The sequence below is a fragment of the Rudaea cellulosilytica DSM 22992 genome (assembly GCF_000378125.1).
Taxonomy (GTDB): Bacteria; Pseudomonadota; Gammaproteobacteria; order Xanthomonadales; family Rhodanobacteraceae; genus Rudaea; species Rudaea cellulosilytica.
Genome location: NZ_KB899242.1, coordinates 566362 through 586529, shown reverse-complemented (window position 1 = coordinate 586529; position 20168 = coordinate 566362). Strand labels below are relative to the sequence as shown.

Annotated in this window: 23 protein-coding genes; 16 read left to right on the top strand and 7 right to left on the bottom strand. The window is 62.8% G+C overall.

Annotated features, from left to right (window positions below):
* The first annotated feature begins 1 nt into the window (after position 1).
* Positions 2 to 1744, top strand: coding sequence for a tetratricopeptide repeat protein (locus F455_RS20755; protein ID WP_018973610.1), 1743 nt, complete (start codon positions 2 to 4; stop codon positions 1742 to 1744).
* 35 nt (positions 1745 to 1779) lie between these two features.
* Here the strand turns inward: F455_RS20755 and F455_RS0112370 are convergent, their stop codons facing one another.
* A complete protein-coding gene (locus tag F455_RS0112370; protein ID WP_018973609.1) occupies positions 1780 to 2121 on the bottom strand; it encodes a YciI family protein in 342 nt (113 codons plus the stop codon).
* Between the two features lie 361 nt (positions 2122 to 2482).
* On the opposite strand from F455_RS0112370, the gene F455_RS0112365 reads away from it, so the two are divergent.
* Positions 2483 to 3283, top strand: coding sequence for a DoxX family membrane protein (locus F455_RS0112365; protein WP_018973608.1), 801 nt, complete (start codon positions 2483 to 2485; stop codon positions 3281 to 3283).
* Positions 3284 to 3385: 102 nt separating this feature from the next.
* On the opposite strand, the gene F455_RS23360 is transcribed toward F455_RS0112365, so the two are convergent.
* Entirely contained in the window at positions 3386 to 3745 is a 360-nt protein-coding gene (locus F455_RS23360; RefSeq protein ID WP_018973607.1) for a hypothetical protein, read from the bottom strand.
* Between the two features lie 177 nt (positions 3746 to 3922).
* On the opposite strand from F455_RS23360, the gene F455_RS0112355 reads away from it, so the two are divergent.
* From F455_RS0112355 to F455_RS21600, 5 genes are all read left to right on the top strand, one after another.
* Entirely contained in the window at positions 3923 to 4567 is a 645-nt protein-coding gene (locus F455_RS0112355; RefSeq protein WP_157578749.1) for a TetR/AcrR family transcriptional regulator, read from the top strand.
* Complete coding sequence (locus F455_RS0112350) at positions 4564 to 5235, top strand: CPBP family intramembrane glutamic endopeptidase (RefSeq protein ID WP_018973605.1); 672 nt, start codon at positions 4564 to 4566, stop codon at positions 5233 to 5235. The genes F455_RS0112355 and F455_RS0112350 overlap by 4 nt, the downstream gene beginning before the upstream one ends.
* A gap of 172 nt (positions 5236 to 5407) precedes the next feature.
* On the top strand, positions 5408 to 6400 hold the full coding sequence (locus tag F455_RS20745; protein WP_018973604.1) for a cyanophycinase: 993 nt from the start codon (positions 5408 to 5410) through the stop codon (positions 6398 to 6400).
* A 517-nt stretch (positions 6401 to 6917) separates the two neighbouring features.
* A complete protein-coding gene (locus tag F455_RS23480) occupies positions 6918 to 7454 on the top strand; it encodes a hypothetical protein (protein WP_245539989.1) in 537 nt (178 codons plus the stop codon).
* Between the two features lie 41 nt (positions 7455 to 7495).
* Complete coding sequence (locus F455_RS21600; protein ID WP_245539988.1) at positions 7496 to 8302, top strand: hypothetical protein; 807 nt, start codon at positions 7496 to 7498, stop codon at positions 8300 to 8302.
* Between the two features lie 90 nt (positions 8303 to 8392).
* On the opposite strand, the gene F455_RS0112330 is transcribed toward F455_RS21600, so the two are convergent.
* Positions 8393 to 8887 carry a hypothetical protein gene (locus tag F455_RS0112330; RefSeq protein ID WP_018973602.1) on the bottom strand — a complete coding sequence of 165 codons (495 nt, stop codon included), beginning with the start codon at positions 8885 to 8887 and terminating at the stop codon, positions 8393 to 8395.
* Between the two features lie 84 nt (positions 8888 to 8971).
* Between F455_RS0112330 and F455_RS20735 the strand changes: the two genes are divergently transcribed.
* Together F455_RS20735 and F455_RS0112320 are read left to right on the top strand one after the other, a co-directional pair.
* Positions 8972 to 10039, top strand: coding sequence for a zinc-binding metallopeptidase (locus tag F455_RS20735; protein WP_018973601.1), 1068 nt, complete (start codon positions 8972 to 8974; stop codon positions 10037 to 10039).
* Entirely contained in the window at positions 10040 to 11059 is a 1020-nt protein-coding gene (locus F455_RS0112320; protein WP_018973600.1) for a D-alanine--D-alanine ligase family protein, read from the top strand.
* Between the two features lie 21 nt (positions 11060 to 11080).
* Here F455_RS0112320 and F455_RS0112315 read toward each other — a convergent pair whose 3' ends face one another.
* A complete protein-coding gene (locus F455_RS0112315; protein ID WP_018973599.1) occupies positions 11081 to 11404 on the bottom strand; it encodes a winged helix-turn-helix transcriptional regulator in 324 nt (107 codons plus the stop codon).
* 140 nt (positions 11405 to 11544) lie between these two features.
* Between F455_RS0112315 and F455_RS0112310 the strand changes: the two genes are divergently transcribed.
* The gene (locus tag F455_RS0112310; protein WP_211212320.1) at positions 11545 to 12195 is read left to right on the top strand and encodes a hypothetical protein; all 651 of its coding nucleotides are present in this window, start codon (positions 11545 to 11547) and stop codon (positions 12193 to 12195) included.
* Positions 12196 to 12201: 6 nt separating this feature from the next.
* On the opposite strand, the gene F455_RS0112305 is transcribed toward F455_RS0112310, so the two are convergent.
* Complete coding sequence (locus tag F455_RS0112305; protein ID WP_018973597.1) at positions 12202 to 12480, bottom strand: hypothetical protein; 279 nt, start codon at positions 12478 to 12480, stop codon at positions 12202 to 12204.
* A gap of 168 nt (positions 12481 to 12648) precedes the next feature.
* Between F455_RS0112305 and F455_RS0112300 the strand changes: the two genes are divergently transcribed.
* The 4 genes from F455_RS0112300 (at position 12649) to F455_RS0112285 (ending at position 15816) form a co-directional block, all read left to right on the top strand.
* Positions 12649 to 13113 carry a helix-turn-helix transcriptional regulator gene (locus F455_RS0112300; protein WP_018973596.1) on the top strand — a complete coding sequence of 155 codons (465 nt, stop codon included), beginning with the start codon at positions 12649 to 12651 and terminating at the stop codon, positions 13111 to 13113.
* A 31-nt stretch (positions 13114 to 13144) separates the two neighbouring features.
* Positions 13145 to 13555, top strand: coding sequence for a VOC family protein (locus F455_RS0112295; RefSeq protein ID WP_018973595.1), 411 nt, complete (start codon positions 13145 to 13147; stop codon positions 13553 to 13555).
* Between the two features lie 32 nt (positions 13556 to 13587).
* Complete coding sequence (locus F455_RS0112290) at positions 13588 to 14073, top strand: iron chaperone (RefSeq protein WP_018973594.1); 486 nt, start codon at positions 13588 to 13590, stop codon at positions 14071 to 14073.
* A 126-nt stretch (positions 14074 to 14199) separates the two neighbouring features.
* The gene (locus F455_RS0112285; protein ID WP_018973593.1) at positions 14200 to 15816 is read left to right on the top strand and encodes a tryptophan halogenase family protein; all 1617 of its coding nucleotides are present in this window, start codon (positions 14200 to 14202) and stop codon (positions 15814 to 15816) included.
* A 43-nt stretch (positions 15817 to 15859) separates the two neighbouring features.
* Here F455_RS0112285 and F455_RS0112280 read toward each other — a convergent pair whose 3' ends face one another.
* A complete protein-coding gene (locus F455_RS0112280) occupies positions 15860 to 16951 on the bottom strand; it encodes a calcium:cation antiporter (RefSeq protein ID WP_026293334.1) in 1092 nt (363 codons plus the stop codon).
* Positions 16952 to 17093: 142 nt separating this feature from the next.
* Here F455_RS0112280 and F455_RS0112275 point away from each other — a divergent pair, with 142 nt between their 5' ends.
* Positions 17094 to 17951, top strand: coding sequence for a PA4780 family RIO1-like protein kinase (locus F455_RS0112275; protein ID WP_018973591.1), 858 nt, complete (start codon positions 17094 to 17096; stop codon positions 17949 to 17951).
* Positions 17952 to 17994: 43 nt separating this feature from the next.
* Here the strand turns inward: F455_RS0112275 and F455_RS0112270 are convergent, their stop codons facing one another.
* Positions 17995 to 18693: a hypothetical protein gene (locus tag F455_RS0112270; RefSeq protein ID WP_018973590.1), complete on the bottom strand. Its 699-nt coding sequence runs from the start codon at positions 18691 to 18693 to the stop codon at positions 17995 to 17997.
* 175 nt (positions 18694 to 18868) lie between these two features.
* On the opposite strand from F455_RS0112270, the gene F455_RS0112265 reads away from it, so the two are divergent.
* Positions 18869 to 20095 (top strand): MFS transporter, encoded by a 1227-nt coding sequence (locus F455_RS0112265; RefSeq protein WP_018973589.1) that lies wholly within the window; start codon positions 18869 to 18871, stop codon positions 20093 to 20095.
* Positions 20096 to 20168: the final 73 nt, after the last annotated feature.

Sequence of the window (20168 nt, the reverse complement as noted above, 5' to 3'; positions counted from 1 at the left end):
CATGTCGCGGTGTCATTGGCTGGTCTTGCTGATTTGCGTTGGTTGGCTCCTGCCGCAATCGCCGGCGGCCGCGGACGCGCCCGCGCCGGGCGACTTGCGCTCCGCCGGTGCCGTCACGTTCCCGATATCCTGCAACGCATCAGTGCAAGCGGACTTCAATCGCGCCGTCGCGCTGCTGCATTCGTTTTTCTACGAGGAAGCGCGGCGCATTTTCACCGCGATCGCCGAGCGCGATCCGACCTGCGCGATGGCGCAATGGGGCATCGCGCAGACCTGGTGGCATCCGATCTGGACGCCGCCGTTGCCCGACGAATTCGCCGCCGGCAAGGCGGCCGCCGAGCAGGCGTCCAGCCTGAAAGCGACGCCGCGCGAGCGGGGTTTCATCGAGGCCATCCGTACCTACTATGCGACGCCGGACACGACGTCTGCCGTGCCGGTTGGGCAGTCGTGCCATGGGCCCGTCGGCACGGCTGCGCGCGTGGTCGCATACGAAGCATCGATGCGCGCGCTGCGCGAGCATTATCCGACCGATGTCGAGGTGCAGGTGTTCCACGCCCTCGCGATGCTGGCAGTGGGCTACGCGACGCCGACGGATGCGACGCTCGCGCACCAGAAGGAAGCCGGCGAATTGTTGGAGCGGCTGTGGAAGCACTACCCGAAACATCCCGGCATCGCGCACTACATCATCCACAGTTACGATTATCCGTCGCAGGCGCAACGCGCGCTTGCCGCAGCCAAGGCGTATGCCGCCATTGCGCCGTGGGTGCCGCATGCGTTGCATATGCCTTCGCACATTTTCACCCGGCTGGGCATGTGGGACGAAGCGGCCGCGAGCAACTCAGCCTCCGCCGAGGCGTCGCGCGCCTATGCCAAGCTGCGCGGCCGCACAGCGACCGAGAGCGAAGAGCTGCACGCGCTCGACTATCTGATCTACTCCTACCTGCAGGAAGGCCGCGACGCCGAGGCGCGTGCGGTGTTCGATCGCGCGACAAGCGTGAAGGAGACCTTTCCGCCGCTCGAATTTGCCGCTGCGTACTCGCTCGCTGCCGTGCCTGCGCGCTATGCGTTGGAGCGCGAAGCATGGCAGGAAGCGGCGAATGCACCCGTTCCAGCGCGAGTGCAGTGGGCGAAGTATCCGTTCGCCGAGGCGATGTTCGAGTACGGCCATGCGCTCGGGCGCCTGCACACCGGCGACCTCGCGGGCGCGCGCATCGCGATCGCGCGCATGCATGCATTGCGCGATGCGACCACGGACATCAAGTTCGACTACTTCCGCCGCCATCTCGACGTGCAGACGCAAGCGGCCGACGCGTGGCTGGCGCATGCGGAAGGCCACGACGCGCAAGCAGTTGCGTTGCTCACTTCGGGCGCGGACGCCGAGGACGCGCTCGGCAAGCATCCGGTCTCGCCCGGCGCGTTGATGCCGCTGCGCGAACAGCTCGGCGCGTTGCTACTCGAGTTGAAACGCCCGCGCGATGCGTTGGCGGCCTACGAGGCTGTACTGAAGATTTATCCTGCGCGCTTCCGCAGCCTTTACGGCGCCGGACTGTCGGCAGAACGCGCCGGCGACGACGCGCGTGCGAGCGGCTACTTCACGCAGCTCGTCAAGCAGACCGCCGCGGCCGATGGATCGCGGGCCGAAGTGACGCATGCCCGGGACTATCTGCGCGCGCATTCGTCGGCTGGCGTCGCGCGCCTCGACCGCGCTCGCGGCGATTCTTCGACGACGTTCGCCACGCATTGAGTTACGAAGTTTGGGCTGCCGATTCAGTTTGTCCGCTAGAAAAAAGCGCGCACTTCGATCGGAGTCGTCGTCGCCAGCGCGAGTTTGCGACCCCATTCAAGCGCGGCATCGAGATCGGGGGCCTGAACGATCGTGATCCCGCCGATCAGCTCCTTGGTTTCGATGAAGGGTCCGTCGGTCATCGCGAGTTTGTCGCCCTTGTAGCGCAATACCTTGGCCGTGCTAGGGACGTCGAGTCCGCCACCGAACACCCAGGCGCTAGCCGCCTGCATCTCCTGCTGCACGGCGCCGACGTCGCGCATGATTTTCTGCAGCGCCGCGGGTGCGGGCTGCTTGCTGCCGGCGGGATAGCAAACGCTGAGCAGATATTTTTTCATCGCAGGATCCTTGGGCGAGGTAGGCATTCGTTTCTTCCGACGAGCGAGCGGGTCTGGGTTCGACAGTTACCGAGAACCGGTGAAGCTGCCATTGTCGGTCGAAAGCATGCTGATCCGAAGTCCCGCTCGAATTCCCGCCTGCAGTCTGGGCATGCGTCAGTTGGGGTAAGAGTGTCATGCGCGCTAGGCGAGAAGCGCGTAGCAGTCGGCATAGTCGAGTGACCTCGGTTGGGTATGCGAGCGCGCAGGGGATGCAACTTTTGCGCCGCAAGCCGCAGCTACCATGCGGCTCGCGGCACCAATCCGGGCCGTATGCTCACAGGCCTGCGCCTCCCGAGCGTCGCGTTTAGAGGAGCAACGGATGAGCATTCGAGTCGAGTCGAAAAATCTGATCGCGGAAAACACGACAGCCGCTTTCGGCTGGCGCGTCTATGGCTTGGGGATGATCGCGTTGGGCGCGGTGTGCCTGGCGTTCGGAGACTTCCATCCGGGCCAGCCGGTGCCGAAGGATTTCCCGGAACGCACCGCTCTGGCTTATGCCGCTGCGGCCTTCATGTTGATCGCGGGAGTGGCCGTCGAGTGGCGACGGACCACGGCTCGGGCCGCCGCGGCGCTCACCGCGTACTTCGCGCTCGTTGTCGTCCTGGTGATGAACGGCCGCGTCCTGCTCGCCCATTACGCGCAGTTCGGACCTTATGAGAGCCTCGCCATACAGCTTGCCATCGCGGCGGGCGGACTGATCGTCTACGCGGACTGCGCCGACATCGATGCCGGCCTTGCGTCGCGCCTGACGCGATGGGGCCAGGTCGCGTTCGGAGTTTGCTGTCTGGTGTTCGGCGTTGCGCATTTCGTCTACATGGATCTGACCGCTCCGCTGGTGCCGAAATGGCTGCCGCCGACGCAGGAGTTTTGGGGCTATGCGACCGGGCTGTGCCACATCGCCGCAGGTGTCGCGATCCTCGTGGGAGTGCAGGCTCGCCTGGCCGCGATCCTGCTTACCGTGATGTTCGCCGCGTTCACGCCGCTGGTGCACCTGCCGATGTTGATCGGCGATCCTTCGAACCACTGGTTCTGGAATGAGAATGCGGTCAACGTCGCCCTGACCGGCGCCGCCTGGGTGGTTGCGGACTCGCTGGCAAAAAGAAAAAAGGGGCGGAGCTAATCAACCGCGGTCGACTATCTCCGTCCCCCGAACACTGCAATCAAACGGCATCAACCCCACTGCCAGAAAAACCGCTCCTGACCCCATTTGCTTGCTCCGAGGTTACGGCTGGTGAGAGCAGGCAGCGTCGTACTGGGAGACGCTCGCCGTATTGCCTGAGTTTTGCGCCTGCTGGCCCGCATAGTGGGTGCCGGCATTGCCGTTCGGATTGAAGGCCGAGCCCGGCGCCGATGCAGCGTTGCCTGGCGTGTTCGGTGCCGTCGCGCTTCCGCACGACTGCTTGGGCTGACCGGTCATGGCCGGTCCACGTACCGTGGACGACGTGGTGGTGGTCGGCGTCTGATGCGTTCGCGTTCCGTTCGTCGGCATGCTGTGCACGCCTCCACCCGCAGTGGCGAGCGAAAACGCGCCTGTAGCCGCCAGCAGGCAGGCCGAAACGATGGCTGTGGTTGAGCTTTTCATAGTCTGATCCTCTCAAAACGATGTGTGTGATCGGCGTTGCTGCGTGCACGGAGGCGCGCTGCCTACACACTTGTAGATCGCCTTGAGTCGGAGCGCGGTTCAATCCGATTTGATGCGACGCGATTCGCGTTCAGCGACGAGGCGTTTATCTGAACGCGCGGGCGAAGTTCGCGGCTCGTGTTGACTGTAACGACTGTTCCATGTAACGATCGTTACATGAGTGATCGCAAAGACCAACTGATTGACCGCGCCATTGACTATCTGCTGAAGAACGGGCTTGCCGGCCTGTCGTTGCGCCCGCTGGCCGCCGGAATCGGGACCAGCGCGCGCTTGCTGGTCTTCCACTTCGGCTCGAAGGAAGGATTGATCGAGGAGGTGCTCGGCGAAGTTCAGGAGCGCCTGCGGATATCACTCGCCACGGTTGCTTCGGCCAAGGCGCTTGTCGCGGGCGAGGCGCCGATGAAGCGTTGTTGGCGTTGGGCGAGCGATAAACGCAACTTGCCCTACCTTCGTCTTCTGTACGAGGCGCATTTCATTGCGGTTCGGGTACCCGGCACCTACGAGCGCTATCTGAATCGATCGTCGCTGAATTGGATCGAGTTCATCGCGTCGCGTTTGCCCGAATCGATCAGCAGCGCAGCGATGGCGACGCTATGCGGGGCGGTTTTCGACGGTCTGATCATGGAGTTGCTGAGCACGGGAGATTTGCGTCGTACGACGCGCGCACTCGACGATTTCATCACGCTGCTGCGGCGCGAGCACGAGGCGAGGACGCGCGTTGCGCGCATCGAGGAACGCACATACAAGAAGAGAAAAGCATGAACGCTCAATCTGTGGCGCAAGGAAACGAAGTCATTCCGAAGCCGATGTTGTCCAGCATCCTCGGACTTGTGCTCACGCTCGGCGTCGGCAGCCTGCCTTTTCCGGCCTGGGACAACGAGCCCAAGGACGTGGCGCATATGCTTGGCAACGAAGCGATCTATTGGGCGTTGGTTGGCGCGACACTAGGCTACGTCGTGTTCGTCGAGAAACGCGCTCTGTCCTCGATCGGTTTTCGCCTGCCTCCCTTTCGTGACTTGCTCCTCGGCTCGGCTTTCGCCGCCGCGATCATTGCCGGACTGGCCGTGCTTTATCTGCTCGTCTTGCCCGCGTTGCATCTCGGCGAAGATCAGGCGGTCGGCGCTCTGACCGCGGCGCCCGTGTGGTGGCTGGCGATTTCCGTCGTCCGCGCGGGAGTCTCGGAGGAGGTGTTGTTCCGCGGCTATCCGATCGAGCGCCTGCTGTCGCTGACCGGCAGCCGGGGCGTTGCGGCGTTGTTGCCGCTTGCGCTGTTCGCGCTGGCGCACGTCGGCTCTTGGGGCTGGGCGCACCTCATCGTCGCCGGGTTCGGCGGAGCCATGCTCACCTGGCTCTATTTCTGCAAGCGCAATCTCTGGGTGAACATCGTGGCGCACATAGTTGTGGATGGTGTTGCGTTGTTCTCGGCGTGATCGCTCGTTTCGGATCGCGGATGGCAGAGCGATTTCCTCCGGAAGGGCAGTTGCACGTCTAGGGTCTCGGGCGGCGAAACGCCGGCCCTTTCCTGGCCGCAATGCAGCTGACGTCGCCATGCGTCACCGAGCTCGTTTGCGGCATGACCGACATCCGACCATGAGGTGCTGCATGCTGCGTACTCTGCTGATGTTTTTGTCCGCTTTCGTCCTGTCCTCGCCCGCGCTGGCAGGCAAGGCGCCGTCCTACACCTACACGCGCGTCGGCAATGCCGCCGACGTTGCACCCGCGACGACCTCCGGCACGGTGCTGATGGGTGGCGGTACGGATGTCGACCAGGCCTTTCAATGGCTGTGCAGCATGGGCGGCAACGGCGATTTCCTGATCATCCGCGCCACCGGTACCGATGCCTACAACCCGTATGTGCAGGCGCTGTGCCCAAACACGAATTCCGTCGCTACGCTGATCATCCCCAATGCCGCGTCGGCCAACCTTGCAGCGGTCGCGGCGATCATCAATCAGGCGGAAGTCATCTGGATTGCCGGCGGCGACCAGTCCGACTACATCAATTTCTGGAAGGGCACGCCGGTGCAAGCCGCGCTCAACGCGCGCATTGCCCACGGCGTGCCGGTGGGTGGCACCAGCGCCGGGCTCAACGTGCTCACCCAGTTCGTTTACACCGCGCAGGCCAGCCAAGGCGTGACCAGCAGCCAGGCCCTGGCCGATCCGTTCAATCGCTACATGAGCTTCGATCGCGATTTCGCCCTGCTGCCCGCGCTGCAAGGCATCATCGGCGACGCCCACTTTGGCGTGCGCGACCGCATGGGCCGCGACATCGCCTTCCTCTGCCGCGTGGCCGCCAACGGTTGGAGCACCACGCCGCGTGGCATCGCCATCGACGAAATGACCGCGCTGCTCGTGCCTGCTACCGGCAACGCGAGCGTGGTAGGCACGGGCCATGTCTATTTCCTGCAGGCGCCGGGACTGCCGCAGGTATGCGCCGCAAAACAGCCGCTGACCTACCGCGGCATCAACGTCGCGCGCCTTGCTGCCGGCGACGGCTTCAATCTCGCTACCTGGGCTGCCGTGGGCGGAACGGCTTACTCGGTGACCGCCGAGGCCGGAGTGCTGAGTTCCACGCAGCCGGGTGGGTCGGCGTACTAAACGGGGCTTGCGGAAATGGGCAAAGGGGGAAGGGGTGGATTTCATCCCTTTTCCTCTGCATGGTTTGGCTCGCGCGCGAGGCGTGCTGGCGAATGAGCAGGTTGACGATCGGAGTTGCTGCCTCCTGCTGCATCGACCAACCCAAAATTGGCAATGCGCGCGGATCGAAAAATATACCAAGCGGCATCGTTTCCCAAGAAACGTGGAGTTGTGTGACGACATTCATGCCGGCGTTGCTTGCTTCGATTTGTGATCGAAGGCGCATGGAAATTCAGGGCGCGAATGAACCTCCATCCGCGACGACGGCATTCATAGACATCCAAGAACAAACGTGTCTTTCGAAAGAGGATGCCGCACTGACGTCTTGAGCATCAGAATTCGTCACGGCATGAGCCGGGATTATCCCGCGGCCATTGCGGAGAACGCTTCAGTACGCAAGGCAATCGCGCTCGAGTCACGACGCGACAAGACCTCCTTCGACAAGAAAGCAACAATCCTCCTCAGTTAGGAGACTGGTATGGCTACCGCGCGTACCACGGGCATTCTATTGCCCCTCAATTGTAGTCGCAGTGCTGCAAACCTCGCCCTGTATTGCCTGGCTTTGGTCTGGCTGACTTTGTATTGTTCCGCCGCGCATGCCGTTCCGGCATTTGCCCGACAGACACATCAGCCGTGCGTGGCCTGCCATATCGGCGCGTTTGGTCCTCAGCTGACTCCTTTCGGGCGGCAGTTCAAACTCCAGGGCTATACGCTCGAAGCAGGTGACGATCGCAAGATCCCGCTGTCGATGATGTTGGTCGAGACGTTTACTCATACGCAGAAGGCGCAAGCCGAATCGCCCGGCAGTGGCTTCAACAGGAATGACAATGTCGAGCTGGAGCAGGCTTCCGCATTTCTGGCCGGACGCATCAGCGACCACCTTGGGAGGCCACCTATTCCGAGAACGGTGGAAAGGTGGGATGGGACAACGTCGAACTCCGTTATGCGCGTTCGAACCAGATCGGCTCGCATGCAGTGGTTTGGGGAATATCACTCAACAACAATCCCGGAGTGAGTGACGTATACAACACCATCCCTGCGTGGCAGTACCCGTATATGTCCCCCGATCTTGCACCTTCGGCGCCGGCCACGCCGGTTCTTTTCGGTGCCATGGCAGGTCAGGTCATCGGGGCCAGCGCTTATGCGCAACTGGATGACGCTTGGTACGCGGAAGCCGGAGGATACCGTTCGCTCTCTCCGGCCTTCCTCAGAACGATCAATACGGATTTCTCAGGGCGCGTTACCGGCGTCGCCCCTTATGCGCGAATTGCGTACACGAGGAATGTGTCAAACGGCAACTTCGAGATTGGAGGGGTCGTCCTCAAGATGCGCCGAGGACTTGTCGGCACCAACACGGCAGGCGATTCGGAGTCGCTGCCCGGACCCGCCGATCGCTTCGAGCACATCGGAGTGGATGCAAGTTATCAATATATCGGCAGCGGCGATCATATCGTGACGGTCAAGGCCCTCTACGTGCACGAGCAAGAACGCCTCGATGCATCCTTCGCAGCAGGTTCCGCCGAGCGGCTCCACAGCACGCTGCGATCCCTCAATCTCGACGCGAGCTATTGGTACAAGAACACGTGGGGTGTGACGCTCGGCGGCTTCGCAAACAACGGCAGTCGCGATGCGTTGCTTTATCCGGTCACCGGTCGGCCGACCACCAATGGGGGTATCGCAGAGTTCAATTGGAATCCATTCGGCAAGACCGATTCGTGGGCGAAACCGTTTGCCAATTTGAGGCTCGGGGTTCAGTACACTTTTTATACGCGCTTTGCCGGTGCGGTCCGCAGCATCGATGGCAACGACCGGAGAGCATCCGACAACAACACCCTTTTCGTCTACGCGTGGACTGCACTATAAAAGAGGCGCGTTGCGCCGCTTCGATGCCGGTGCAATGCACGCCGGGCGGCCGGCAGAAGACGGAAGCGGGTTCGCTCGTTCTGTCTCCCGTCAGCGGACGCGGGTGAAGTAGAAGGTTCGCATTACCGGAACGTTGTCGAAGCTCACGGCGGTCTCGATCATGCTTCTGCCGTCCGCGGCGACGGTGTAGACGCGCGTCGAGGCTGGCATGCCGCCTTTGCCAAGCCCCATGACCAGCACGTTGGGCGCGGGCATCTTGATCGCGCCGGTGTCGGCCTCGATCGTGCTGCCTTGGCCCGGAGCGGCGGTGCCGTCGAGGGCATAGGTCCCGTAGGCGTTGATCTTCGTTCCACCGGCATCGACGATGTCGACGTTGACCTTCCATTTCGCGCCGCCCGCATCCGCGAACGTGATCGTGACGCTCTGCGGTCGTGCTTCCTGCGGCATCGGCAGGCGCGAGATATCGACGGCCCAACTGCCGAGCAGGGGAGAAGGCGCCGGCGCCTTTGCCCTGGAAGATTCCGCGAGAGCAGGCGCACTCTGCATCGCGCCGGCGGCAAGAAGGATGGCGAACAGTGTTTTCAAATCGGCCTCCGGTGACTGAGCGAGCGGTGCAACACGATTCCGTCGCGGTGCGCAGCAAAACGCAGGTAAGAGTACACTTTCTTCATGCCCACCTCTAAGGACGTCGCCAAGGTGCGGGTCGATGCGGTTGCGAAGCCGCAGATCGACCTTGCGACGATTCCCGAAGACGCGCTGCTCGCGTTGCGCATGTGCGAGTTGCCGTTGCGCATCGAGGGCACATGGCTCGAGGCGCGCATTGCGCAGCTCTATCGCGAGCTTGAGGCAAGAAACATCCCGTTCAAGCCACGCTGCTATCTCGCCGACGAATGGCTGACGCCGGAAGGCGAGCCGGTCATCGGCATTCCGTTCTATCTCGCGCATCCGCGCCTGATCGAGCTGCAGCGCAAGATGATGCTCGAAGCCGAGGGCGACACCGACGCGGCGTGCATGAAGCTGCTGCGCCACGAATGCGGCCATGCGCTGAGCTATGCCTATGACCTCAACCGCAAGCGTAGCTGGCAGCGCGTGTTCGGACACTCGTCCGAAGAGTACGGTGATACCTATCGCTTCCGCCCGTACAGCAAGAGCTACGTGCGCCATCTCGACTACTACTACGCGCAGTACCACCCGGACGAGGATTTCGTCGAGACGTTCGCGGTCTGGCTGACGCCCGATCTGGACTGGCGCAGGAAATATGCGGGATGGAAGGCGCTCGACAAGCTGCTGTTCGTCGACAAGCTGATGGCCGATATCGCCGGCAAGCCGCCGCTGCGCGCGAGCGGCAAACTGTTATGGAAGGTATCGGCGATCCGCAGCACGCTCGATCGCTATTACAAGAAACGCCGGCAAGCCGAAGCCGAGGATTTTCCGGAGTTCCACGACGACAACCTGCGCCGCCTGTTCGCCGAGGGCAAGGCGCAGGGCGAAACGCGGCGACCGGTCGCCAAACTGCTGCAGGCGCAACGCAAGCCGCTGTTGGTCGAGGTGTCGAACTGGACCGGCGAGCGGCGTCACATGGTCAACAAGGTTTACAAGGCGGTGCTGCAGCGCAGCCGCGCGTTGCGCCTGGTCACTGACGAGGCGGATACGGTGGCGGTACTGAAGCTCGCCACCTATCTGACGACGCTGATGATGAATTATCGCTACACGACGCGGTTGCGGGGGAAGCTCTAGATGGCGACGCGTGTTTTGATGGTCTTCGATCTGCCGTATTCGGTGCCGCCGGACTACGACTTTGCCGCGGAATTCGCCGATCCCGACGGCAGTTACACCGAGAACGACGTGTATCAGGCGCTGCTCGAGTCCGGCTATGAAGTCCGCCGTCTCAGCCTGTTCGACGACATACGTCCCCTGCTCGACGCGGTGCGCGACTTCAAGCCCGACGTGATTTTCAATCTCTGCGAGACGTACAACCACGCCACGCACTGGGACAAGAACGTCATCGCCACGATGGAACTGCTCGACGTGCCGGTTACCGGCGCGAGTTCGAGCGCCGTGTTCCTGTGCAACGACAAGGGACTGTGCAAGAAGATCCTGCGTTTCCATCGCGTACGCACGCCGCGGTTCCACACTTTTTACCGCGGCCACAAGGTGTGGCTGCCGAAACGGCTGAAGCTGCCGTGCATCATCAAGCCGCTGACCGAGGAGGCCTCACGCGGCATTTCGCAGGCGTCGATCGTCGACGACGAGGCCGGCTTTCTCGCGCGCATCAAGATGATCCAGGGGCGCATGGAGCTCGACGCGATCGCGGAGGAATATATCGACGGGCGCGAACTCTACGTCAGCGTCATCGGCGATCGCGCCTTGCGCACGCTGCCCGCGCGCGAGATGACCTTCGGCGACATGGCCGAGGACGAGCCGCGCATCGCGACCTACAAGGCCAAATGGGACGACAAGTACCGCAAGCGCTGGGGCATCAGCAATCACGATGCAAAGCCGATCGAAGTGGACCTGCAGAAGCGCATCGATGAGGTGTGCAAGCTTGCCTATCGCGCGCTCAATCTGCGCAGCTATGCGCGCTTCGACCTGCGCGTGACCGCCGGCGGCAACGTCTACGTGATCGAACCGAACGCCAATCCCTGCATCGCAAAGGACGACGAGCTCGCGCAGTCGGCGCTGAAAGCCGGCATTGCCTACCCAAGCCTGATCCGCAAAGTGGTCAATCAGGCGCTGCGTCGCGCGGGCAAGCAGTAGGCTGCCACCCGTCGACCAGGGTCAGCGCACGAACGAGCCGGGTACCAGTTCCTTCTTCGTGCCGGCAATGTTTTCCAGGCCCCAATCGGCCAGCGCGCGCAGTACGCGGCCAAGTTGGCGTCCCGATTCGGTCAACGCATAGGCGTAGCGGACAGGGCGCTCCTGATAAGCCGAGCGCGCGATGATGCCGAATTGTTCCAGGCGCTTGAGGCGATCGGCGAGGATGTTGGTCGGGATCCCCTCCGGTGATTCCAGGAATTGTCCGTAGGTCGTCTTGCCGGCAAGCATGTCGCGTACCAGCAGCAGCGACCATTTGTCACCGATGCGGTCGAGCGTGTTTGCCACCGCGCAGGGGGATCGGCGGGGCAGTTCCGGTTTTGTTGCGCGATTTGCTTTTTTCATGATCGACACTTGCAAAGTGCAAGTTACAGATGATAGCGTGTCGACGAGACACTTGCAAAACGCAAGTAACTAGGAGAGGCGTCATGTCTGTACCCGTTTCACAAACCACAACATTGCCCGGAACCAGCCCGGGGCCGATGGTCGGAAACGCAATAAAGGCCGCATTGGCCGTATGGTTCGCTGCCGTGCTGATCCTTGGCGCGAGCGGGGTCTACCAGGGCTCGCCCGGTCAGCCGCCGCTGCCGGTGTTTGCCAGTGCCGTCGCTCCGCTGCTCGTGTTCGCCGCCGCGCAGCGCTTGCTGCCGGGATTCCGCGAGTTCCTGCTCGCATTGGACCTGCGTCTTATTGTCGGAATACAGGCCTGGCGCTGGGCCGGCTTCGGCTTCGTCGCGCTGTATGCAAATCACGTGCTGCCCGGGCTGTTCGCCTGGCCGGCGGGTCTCGGCGACATGGCGATCGGCTTCGTTGCGCCATGGTGGATCGTCGCGTTGAGCAAGGACCCCGACGCGGCGACGAGTTCGAGGTTCAAGCTCTGGAACGCGCTCGGCATCCTCGACTTCGTCGTTGCCTTCACGACGGCGACGATATGCGCGATGACGATCGCGAACGACACGCCGCCGACGATCGCGCCGATGGGGCAGTTGCCGCTCGTGTTGATTCCGGCGTTCATGGTTCCGCTGTTCGTGATGCTGCACGTCGTCGCGCTGATGCAGTCGAAGCGGGCGAAGGCATGACCGCGTCTACGCCGTTGCAGCCGCCTCTTCCGGCGGCGGCTGCAACGTCACCGCGAGTTTTTCGAGCGCGTCGATTTCGTTTTCCAGCGCGTCGTGCAACTCGCTCTGGCGCGTCATCAGCGTCTCGATCGGCGCGGCTTGCTTGAGCTTCTTCAATTCGCCGTCGAACAGCAACCACTGCGCCGTCAGGGTCTCGACATTGTTCTTGGCGTAGTGGCGCATCTCCTTGAGCTGCGCCAGGACGTCGTTGACGTGCTCGAACGGAGTCTTCGTATCCGCAGACATGGCAACCTCCTTATGTTCGCTCGCGGTTTAGCATAGGCGCGCGAAGCTGGCTGGCAGCGAAACGGCGGGAAGCCGGGATGCGATTCATCTCTCAAAAACGCTGCAATGGTTGTTTTCCGCTGGTCCGCTGCGCTTGAGCGCTCCCGCCTGAAATGGGACGATCGCCGCATGGCCAACATACCTGCCGAATTGGTGCATCTGCGCGATCTTGCGCGCCTGCGCCGTGTGCGCGACCGTATCGACCGCGAGTACGCGCAACCGCTGAACGTCGAGGAGCTCGCGTGTGGGGTGCACATGTCGGGTGGGCATCTCAGCCGCCAGTTCAAACTCGCGTTCGGCGAATCGCCGTACAGCTATCTGATGACGCGGCGCGTCGAGCGCGCGATGGCGCTGCTGCGGCGCGGCGATCTCAGCGTCACCGAAGTCTGTTTCACAGTCGGCTGCGCGTCGCTCGGCACGTTCAGCACGCGCTTCACCGAACTGGTTGGCGTGTCGCCCAGCGTTTACCGGCAGGAGGCAGCGCAGGCGACCGCGGGGATGCCGTCCTGCGTCGCAAGACAGGTCACCCGGCCGGTCCGGACGCAATCGATCAGGAATGAAGAAGCGCCGACAACCGAGCCCGACATAGCATGACGGCTCGTTTCCAACCGCGAGCAAAACCACCATGAGTATCAGCATCTATTCGAGCTTCCTCCCGCACAGCGATCCGGACGCCTCGCTGGCGTTCTATCGCGACACGCTCGGTTTCGAGGTGCGCAACGACGTCGGCTACAACGGCATGCGCTGGATCACGGTCGGTCCTGCCGATCAGCCCGGGACCTCGATCGTCCTGTTTCCGCCGGCCGCGAGTCCCGGCGTGACCGACGAAGAAAAGCGCACGATTGCCGAGATGATGGCCAAGGGCACCTACGCGATCATGCTGCTGGCAACGCCGAACCTCGATGCCACCTTCGAGCGCATCCAGGCCAGCGGTGCAGAAATCGTCGAGGAACCGACGATGCAGCCGTATGGCGTGCGCGATTGCGCCGTGCGCGATCCCGCCGGCAACCTGCTGCGCGTACAGGAACGCAGCTGAGCTTCCCATCCGAATCGACACGAGGAATTTTCATGAGCCAGACTGCAAAGAAAAGCGCGGGCAAGTCGGTCAAAAGCACCGCTGCGACGAGCAAGAAATCCGAAGGATTCACTGCCGAGGAACGCGCGGCGATGAAGGAACGCGCGCAGGAGTTGAAGGCCGAAGCGCGCATGAACAAGAGTCGCGAGGAAGGCGAGCGCGCCATCCTTGCGGCGATCGCCAAGATGAAGGAGCCCGATCGCGCGATGGCGAAGCGCCTGCACGCCCTCGTCAGCGCCTCCGCACCGGAGCTTATGCCGAAGACCTGGTACGGCATGCCCGCCTACACCAAGGATGAAAAGGTCGTCTGCTTCTTCAAGGACGCGGGCAAGTTCGGCGATCGATATGCCACGTTCGGCTTCAACGACAAGGCGGCTCTCGACGACGGTGCGATGTGGCCGACCTCCTACGCATTGAAGGAGTTGACCGCTGCCGGAGAGGCGAAGATCAGTGCGCTGGTGAAGAAAGCCGCCGGCTGAAGGCGGCGTCGTCAACGATGCGGCTGCGCGCCGGCATTGCAGGGAATCGGTGGCTACTCGCTGCAAAAAACGCTAGCTTTACCGGCCTGAATCCGTTCTCCGACTCGCCACCCGGTACGAGCCCGCATGCCCAGCGCACCCACCGCAACGGTTTTCAACTATTCGATCGCGCCGGCGCGGCCGAATCCGGACGCCCATCTGCCGGCGACGATTCGCAGGATCGCCATCGTCGGCGGCGGCTCGGCTGGCTGGATGTGCGCGATGACGCTGGCGGCCTCGGTTGGGCGCGACGTCGAGATCGAGGTGCTCGAATCGCCGGCCGTTGGCATCATCGGTGTCGGCGAAGGCTCCACGCCGTGGCTGCGCGGCTTCTTCGACAATCTCGGCATCGAGGAAGCCGAATGGATGCCGGCCTGTCATGCCACCTACAAATGCGGCATCTCCTTCGACAACTGGTCGACCAAGCCGGGCTTCGAAAGTTATTTCCATCCGTTCGCGTCGATGCTCGACAACATGACAATGACGCAGTTCGTGCACAATGTGAAGGCGCGTTTGAACGGCCTCGATGTGCACGCGCATCCGAACCGGTTCTTCATCGCCTCAAGGTTGACCGATCTTGGCTTTGCGCCGAAACAGCAGAGAAGTTTCCCGTTTGACGTCTGGTACGGCTATCACTTCGACGCCGTGCTGCTCGGCCAGTTTCTGCAGAAGAAGGCGATCGAACGCGGGGTGAAGCATCGATCCTGCCATGTCAAAGACGTGCAACTCGACGAGCGCGGCGACATCGCCTCGCTGCTGATCGACGGCGGCGAGACTCTCGCGGCAGATTTCTTCGTTGATTGCAGCGGTTTCGCTGCGCTGCTGATCGAGAAAGCATTGAAGACGCCTTACGTCTGCTACAAGGAAAACCTGTTCAACGACGCAGCCGTCGCGATGCCGTCGCCGATCGGCGCGGAGATTCCGCCGCAGACCCGGTCGATTGCGATGCGGCATGGCTGGGCGTGGAAGATCCCGCTCGTTGGGCGCTATGGCAACGGTTACGTCTACAGTTCCGATTATTGTTCGGCGGATGAGGCGGAGCGCGAGTTGCGCGAGCGCCTGGGCTTGCTCGACGCCGACGTGGAGGCGCGTCACCTGAAGATGCGCTGCGGCCGCGTAACCCGACACTGGAACCGCAATTGCCTGGCCGTGGGGCTGTCACAGGGATTCATCGAGCCGCTCGAAGCGACGGCGCTGATGTTCGTGCAACGCACGATTTCGACGTTCGTCGCCTATTTCGAAGCGGGCGACATCGGCGAACGTGCGCAGAATGCATTCAACGAATGGGTGAACGGGATGTTCGAGGGCACGCGCGACTACATTGTCACGCACTACAAGACCAACTCGCGCAGCGATACCGAGTATTGGCGCGCCAATGCGAATAACCCACATCTTTCCGATCCACTCCAGCATTTGCTGGCGACATGGATGTCCCGCAAGAGCATCGTCGAGGACGTATCTCAGGGGAGATTCGGCAAGGGCTATCCGGTGTTCTCCTGGCTATGCCTGCTCAGCGGGATGGGGATATTCCCGGACGCCGAGACCTTGCGCGAACCCACGACGCGCGAGGCGCCGTACAAGATGGAGCAGATCGACAATCTGCTGGAACGCGCGGCACTGAATTTTCGCAAGCACCGCGAAGTGCTCGGCGACATACCGCCGAAGGCGAAGGAAGAGGGGTTGCAACTTTATTTCTGGGGGTAGGCGTTTCGACTAAGCCGGTAAGGATGATGAGGTTGCCTGCGTCCTACGGCACGAAGCTGAGGAACAGGTAGGCGGCGAACAGGACCAGATGCACCACGCCCGGCAGCATCGTCGTGCGTCCCGTGCGCAGCGAGATCGAGACGACGAACAGCGACAGCACGAGCAATACCGTCGATTTCGCGTCGAGGCCGAGCGCGAGCGGCCAGCCCATCATCAGCGACAGCACGGCGACGGTCGGTACGGTCAGGCCGATGCTCGCGATCGCCGAGCCGATCGCGAGGTTGAGGCTGGTTTGCAGGCGATTGGCATGCGCGGCGCGGATCGCGGCGACGCTCTCCGGCAACAGCACGATCGCGGCGATGAGGATGCCGACCGTGGCCGCAGGCGCACCGGCCGCGTGCAGCGCGGCTTCGATCGACGGCGAGATGCCTTTCGCGCTCAGCACGACAGCGACGAGGGCGACGAGCAGCAGGCCGAGGCTGGTCAGAGTCTCCGAGTTCGTCGGTTGGCTTGCGTGCACATCCGCATCGTCGCCTTCACCTTCCTTCGGCAGAAAGTAGTCGCGATGGCGGATGGTCTGGAATACCGTGAACGCGGCGAACAGAACCAGGGTCGCCGCGGCGACGAACAACAGCTGACTGCTGGTGTATGCGGGGCCGGGTGCGCTCGTGGAGTAGTTCGGCAGGATCAGCGTGAACACCACGATCACGGTCAGCGTGCCGAGCGCGGCATTGATGCCCTCGAGCTGGAAGCCCTGCACGTGATGGCGGCCACCGCCGACGAGCAGGCTGGCGCCAATCAGGCCGTTGAGGATGATCATGACCGCGGCGAATACGGTGTCGCGCGCGAGGCCGGAGGTCGCTTCGCCGCCGGACAGCATCATCGATACGATCAGCGCGACCTCGATCACCGTGACCGCGAGCGCGAGCACCAGCGTGCCGAACGGTTCGCCGACGCGATGAGCGATCACTTCCGCATGGTGCACCGAGGCGATCACGCTGCCGACGAGTCCAAGCACGAGCAGCGCGAGCAGGCCGGGCATGCCCGGCAGCGCCCAGGACAGCAGGAGAATGACGATGCTCAGGGGGGGCACCACCAGAGTCCATAGCGGATTGTGTCGAATCGGTTGGCTCATGTGCGTGGTTGCTCCATTCGGCAATGGTGTCGGGGTTGAAAGGCCGTGCCCGAGGATGCGCGAATACTAGATCAGTCTTACATGCGGCAGCGAAATCGCCAATCACCGATAATGGCGACCCTGCCGTGACAGTTTCGATTCGATGAAGATTCCCAAAGGGTTGCAACCGCTGATCGACGATGGCGTGATCGACGCGGTGCTGCGTTCGCTCAAAAGCGGCAAGGAAGCGTCGGTGTACGTGGTCCGTTCCGGCGCCGACGAACTGTGCGCGAAGGTCTATAAGGACATGGCGCAGCGCAGCTTCCAGGCACGCGTGCAGTATCAGGAAGGACGCAAGTTTCGCGGCAGCCGACAGGCGCGCGCGATCGCCAAGGCGAGCAAGTTCGGCCGCCGCGAGCAGGAAGCCGAGTGGAAGAGTGCCGAGGTGGACGCGCTCTACCTGCTGGCCGAGGCCGGCGTGAACGTGCCCCGCCCGCGCGGGTTCTTCCATGGTGTGTTGCTGATGGACCTGCTCGTCGACGCGGACGGACACAATGCGCCGCGCCTGAGCGAAGTGGAACTCAGTACGGAACAGGCGCTCGCGTTTCACACCGTGTTGATGCGTGATGTGGTGCGCATGCTTTGCCTCGGTCTCGTACATGGTGACCTGTCCGAATACAACGTCCTGGTCACGCACACAGGGCCGGTGATCATCGATTTCCCGCAAGTGGTCAGCGCCGCCGGCAACAACGCGGCGCGCTCGATGCTGCTGCGCGACGTGCACAACCTGCGCGACACGCTGGGGCGCTTCGCGCCCGCGCTTGCGACTACGCACTACGGCGAAGAAATGTGGGCGCTGTTCGAGAAAGGCGAGTTGCTGCCGAATTCGCCGCTGACCGGCAGGTTCGTTTTCGACGACAGCAACGCCGATGTGGACGCCGTGATGGCGTCCATCGAGGAAGCGCGCAAGGAGGCGCTCATCCGGCAACAAGGGCGCGTGGAAGCAGCGCTGCGGGATTGAGTCAAGAGCTAACTGATTCCGCGGCCTGGCGCGCCCGTCCTGCTCACTTCGCGTGATGATCAGGAGCGGATGTACCGTCCGACCACTTGCGCACCGGAACGAGAAACACGGTGACCGGGTCGACATCGCTGCCTTCGAACGCAATGATCGGTGAACCGGGCAGATTGGCGCCCCAGGACGAAGCCGCAACGCGCGGCAGGAAAAACATCAAATGCGGCATCCAGTGGCTGTCCTTGTCGGAAAGATAGGCGTGCGGCGACTGCATGTAGCACATCGAGCCCGGATCGGGAGCGACGAAGGATTTGTTCGCGTACGCGGCTTTGCTGCGCTCGATCATTTCCTGCCTGGAGACGCCGGCCAGTGCCCACTCAGTACGCTTGAGAAATGGGGGCACGACGGAATGCGCGGCGGCCGCGTTGAAACAAATCGGCGAGCGCAGTTTGGGATTCCAAAACTCCGCATCGTCGAAACCCGCGCCCCAGGAGCGTTCCACGATGCAGACAAAGCCGTTCTTGCCCTCGACCGCGGTTTCGAAGCCGCGGCTGCCGAGAACGAGCACCTCGGCGTCGGCCGAAATCGACGGCGGAGCAGCGCTGCGCGCGAGCGCGATTTCGTCGTCGCGGTTGGCGATGCGGTATTGCTCGATCGGCGCCATCGTAGGGTAGGGCGCGGATTTACTGTCCTGTGCGTGGACGGAGCCGGCGCTGGCCAGCAAGAGGGCGACGAGGAACAATTTTGTCATGAGGTTCTCCGGTGGTTTTGAAGGGCTACGGTTTGCTCCTCGATGACGTTTGCAGGTAGGCGGAATCGACAAATCCGCAAAAAAGAAAATCTGCTGTGCGCCTTGGGAAACGCGGATTTCCTTAAGTTTCTTTCACGTTCACTCAAAGTGTGCTGCGATGCAGCATAATGCGGCCATGGAAACGATTTCGGCTCTCGAAACCACGGTACTGGCGGCGACCGTAGCGCCGCGCCACCGCGCGCTGATCCTTACCGCATTGACCCTCGGCGGCTTCGCCATCGGCACGAGCGAGTTCTCGGCGATGGGCTTGATGCCCGAGATGGTGAAGAGCTTCGGCGTGAGCGAACCGCAGGTCGGCCACATCATCAGCATGTACGCGCTCGGCGTCGTGGTCGGCGCGCCGTTGCTGGCGATCCTCGGCGGCCGTTTGCCGCGTCGCGCGCTGCTGCTGTTGCTGATGGGCTTCTATGCGCTCGGCAATCTGGCCAGCGCGTCGGCGCCGGACTACCTGAGCATGATGCTGGCGCGTTTCGTCGCTGGCCTGCCGCACGGCGCGTATTTCGGCGTTGCCGCGCTCGCGGCGGTGGCGATCAGCAAGCCGGAGGAGCGCGGCAAGGCGGTGAGCCTGGTCATGTTCGGCTTGACCATCGCGACCCTGATCGGCAATCCGATCGCAACGTGGATGGGACAGACGATAGGCTGGCGCTGGGCGTTCGTCATGGTATCGAGCGTGGCCGTGGCGACGGTAGCGTTGATCGCGGCGTTCATGCCACGCGACAAGGTCGAGGCGCCGAAACATCCGCTTGAGGAATTGCGCGCGTTCAATCGCCTGCCGGTGTGGCAGGCGCTGGCGATCGGCGCGGTGGGCTTTTCCGGCTTGTTCTGCGTGTTCAGTTATCTCGCGCCGACAATGATGCAAGTGACCCAGGTGTCGGCGAAATGGATCCCGCTCGGCCTGGCCGGTTTCGGCCTCGGCGGCGTGATCGGCAATTTCCTCGGCGGCTGGCTGTTCGACCGCCTGCGTTTCCGCGCGGTGCCGGCGATCCTGCTCGGCGCGGCGGCGATGCTGCTGTTGTTCCCGCTCGCCGCAGGTTCGCTGTGGACGCTGCTGCCGATCACCATTGCGGTCGGCATGATGGGGGCGCTCGGTCCGGTACTGCAAACGCACCTGATGGACGTGGCCGGAGAAGCGCAGACGCTCGCCGCCGCCTCGCATCATGCCGCATTCAATGCGGCGAACGCGCTCGGACCTTGGCTCGGCGGCATGGCGATCAGCGCGGGCTGGGGCTGGACTTCGACCGGCTATGTCGGCGCGATCACGGCGCTGCTCGGCATGCTGATCTACGCCTGGGCCGCCACCACGCTGCGCCGACCGAAGCTGGAAATCTGCGAGGCCTGCTGAGTCCGCACTCGGTGCTGTTTACGCAACGTCGTCGACATCCGGCGCGCGACGACGAGCGCGAGCGCTTGGTGCT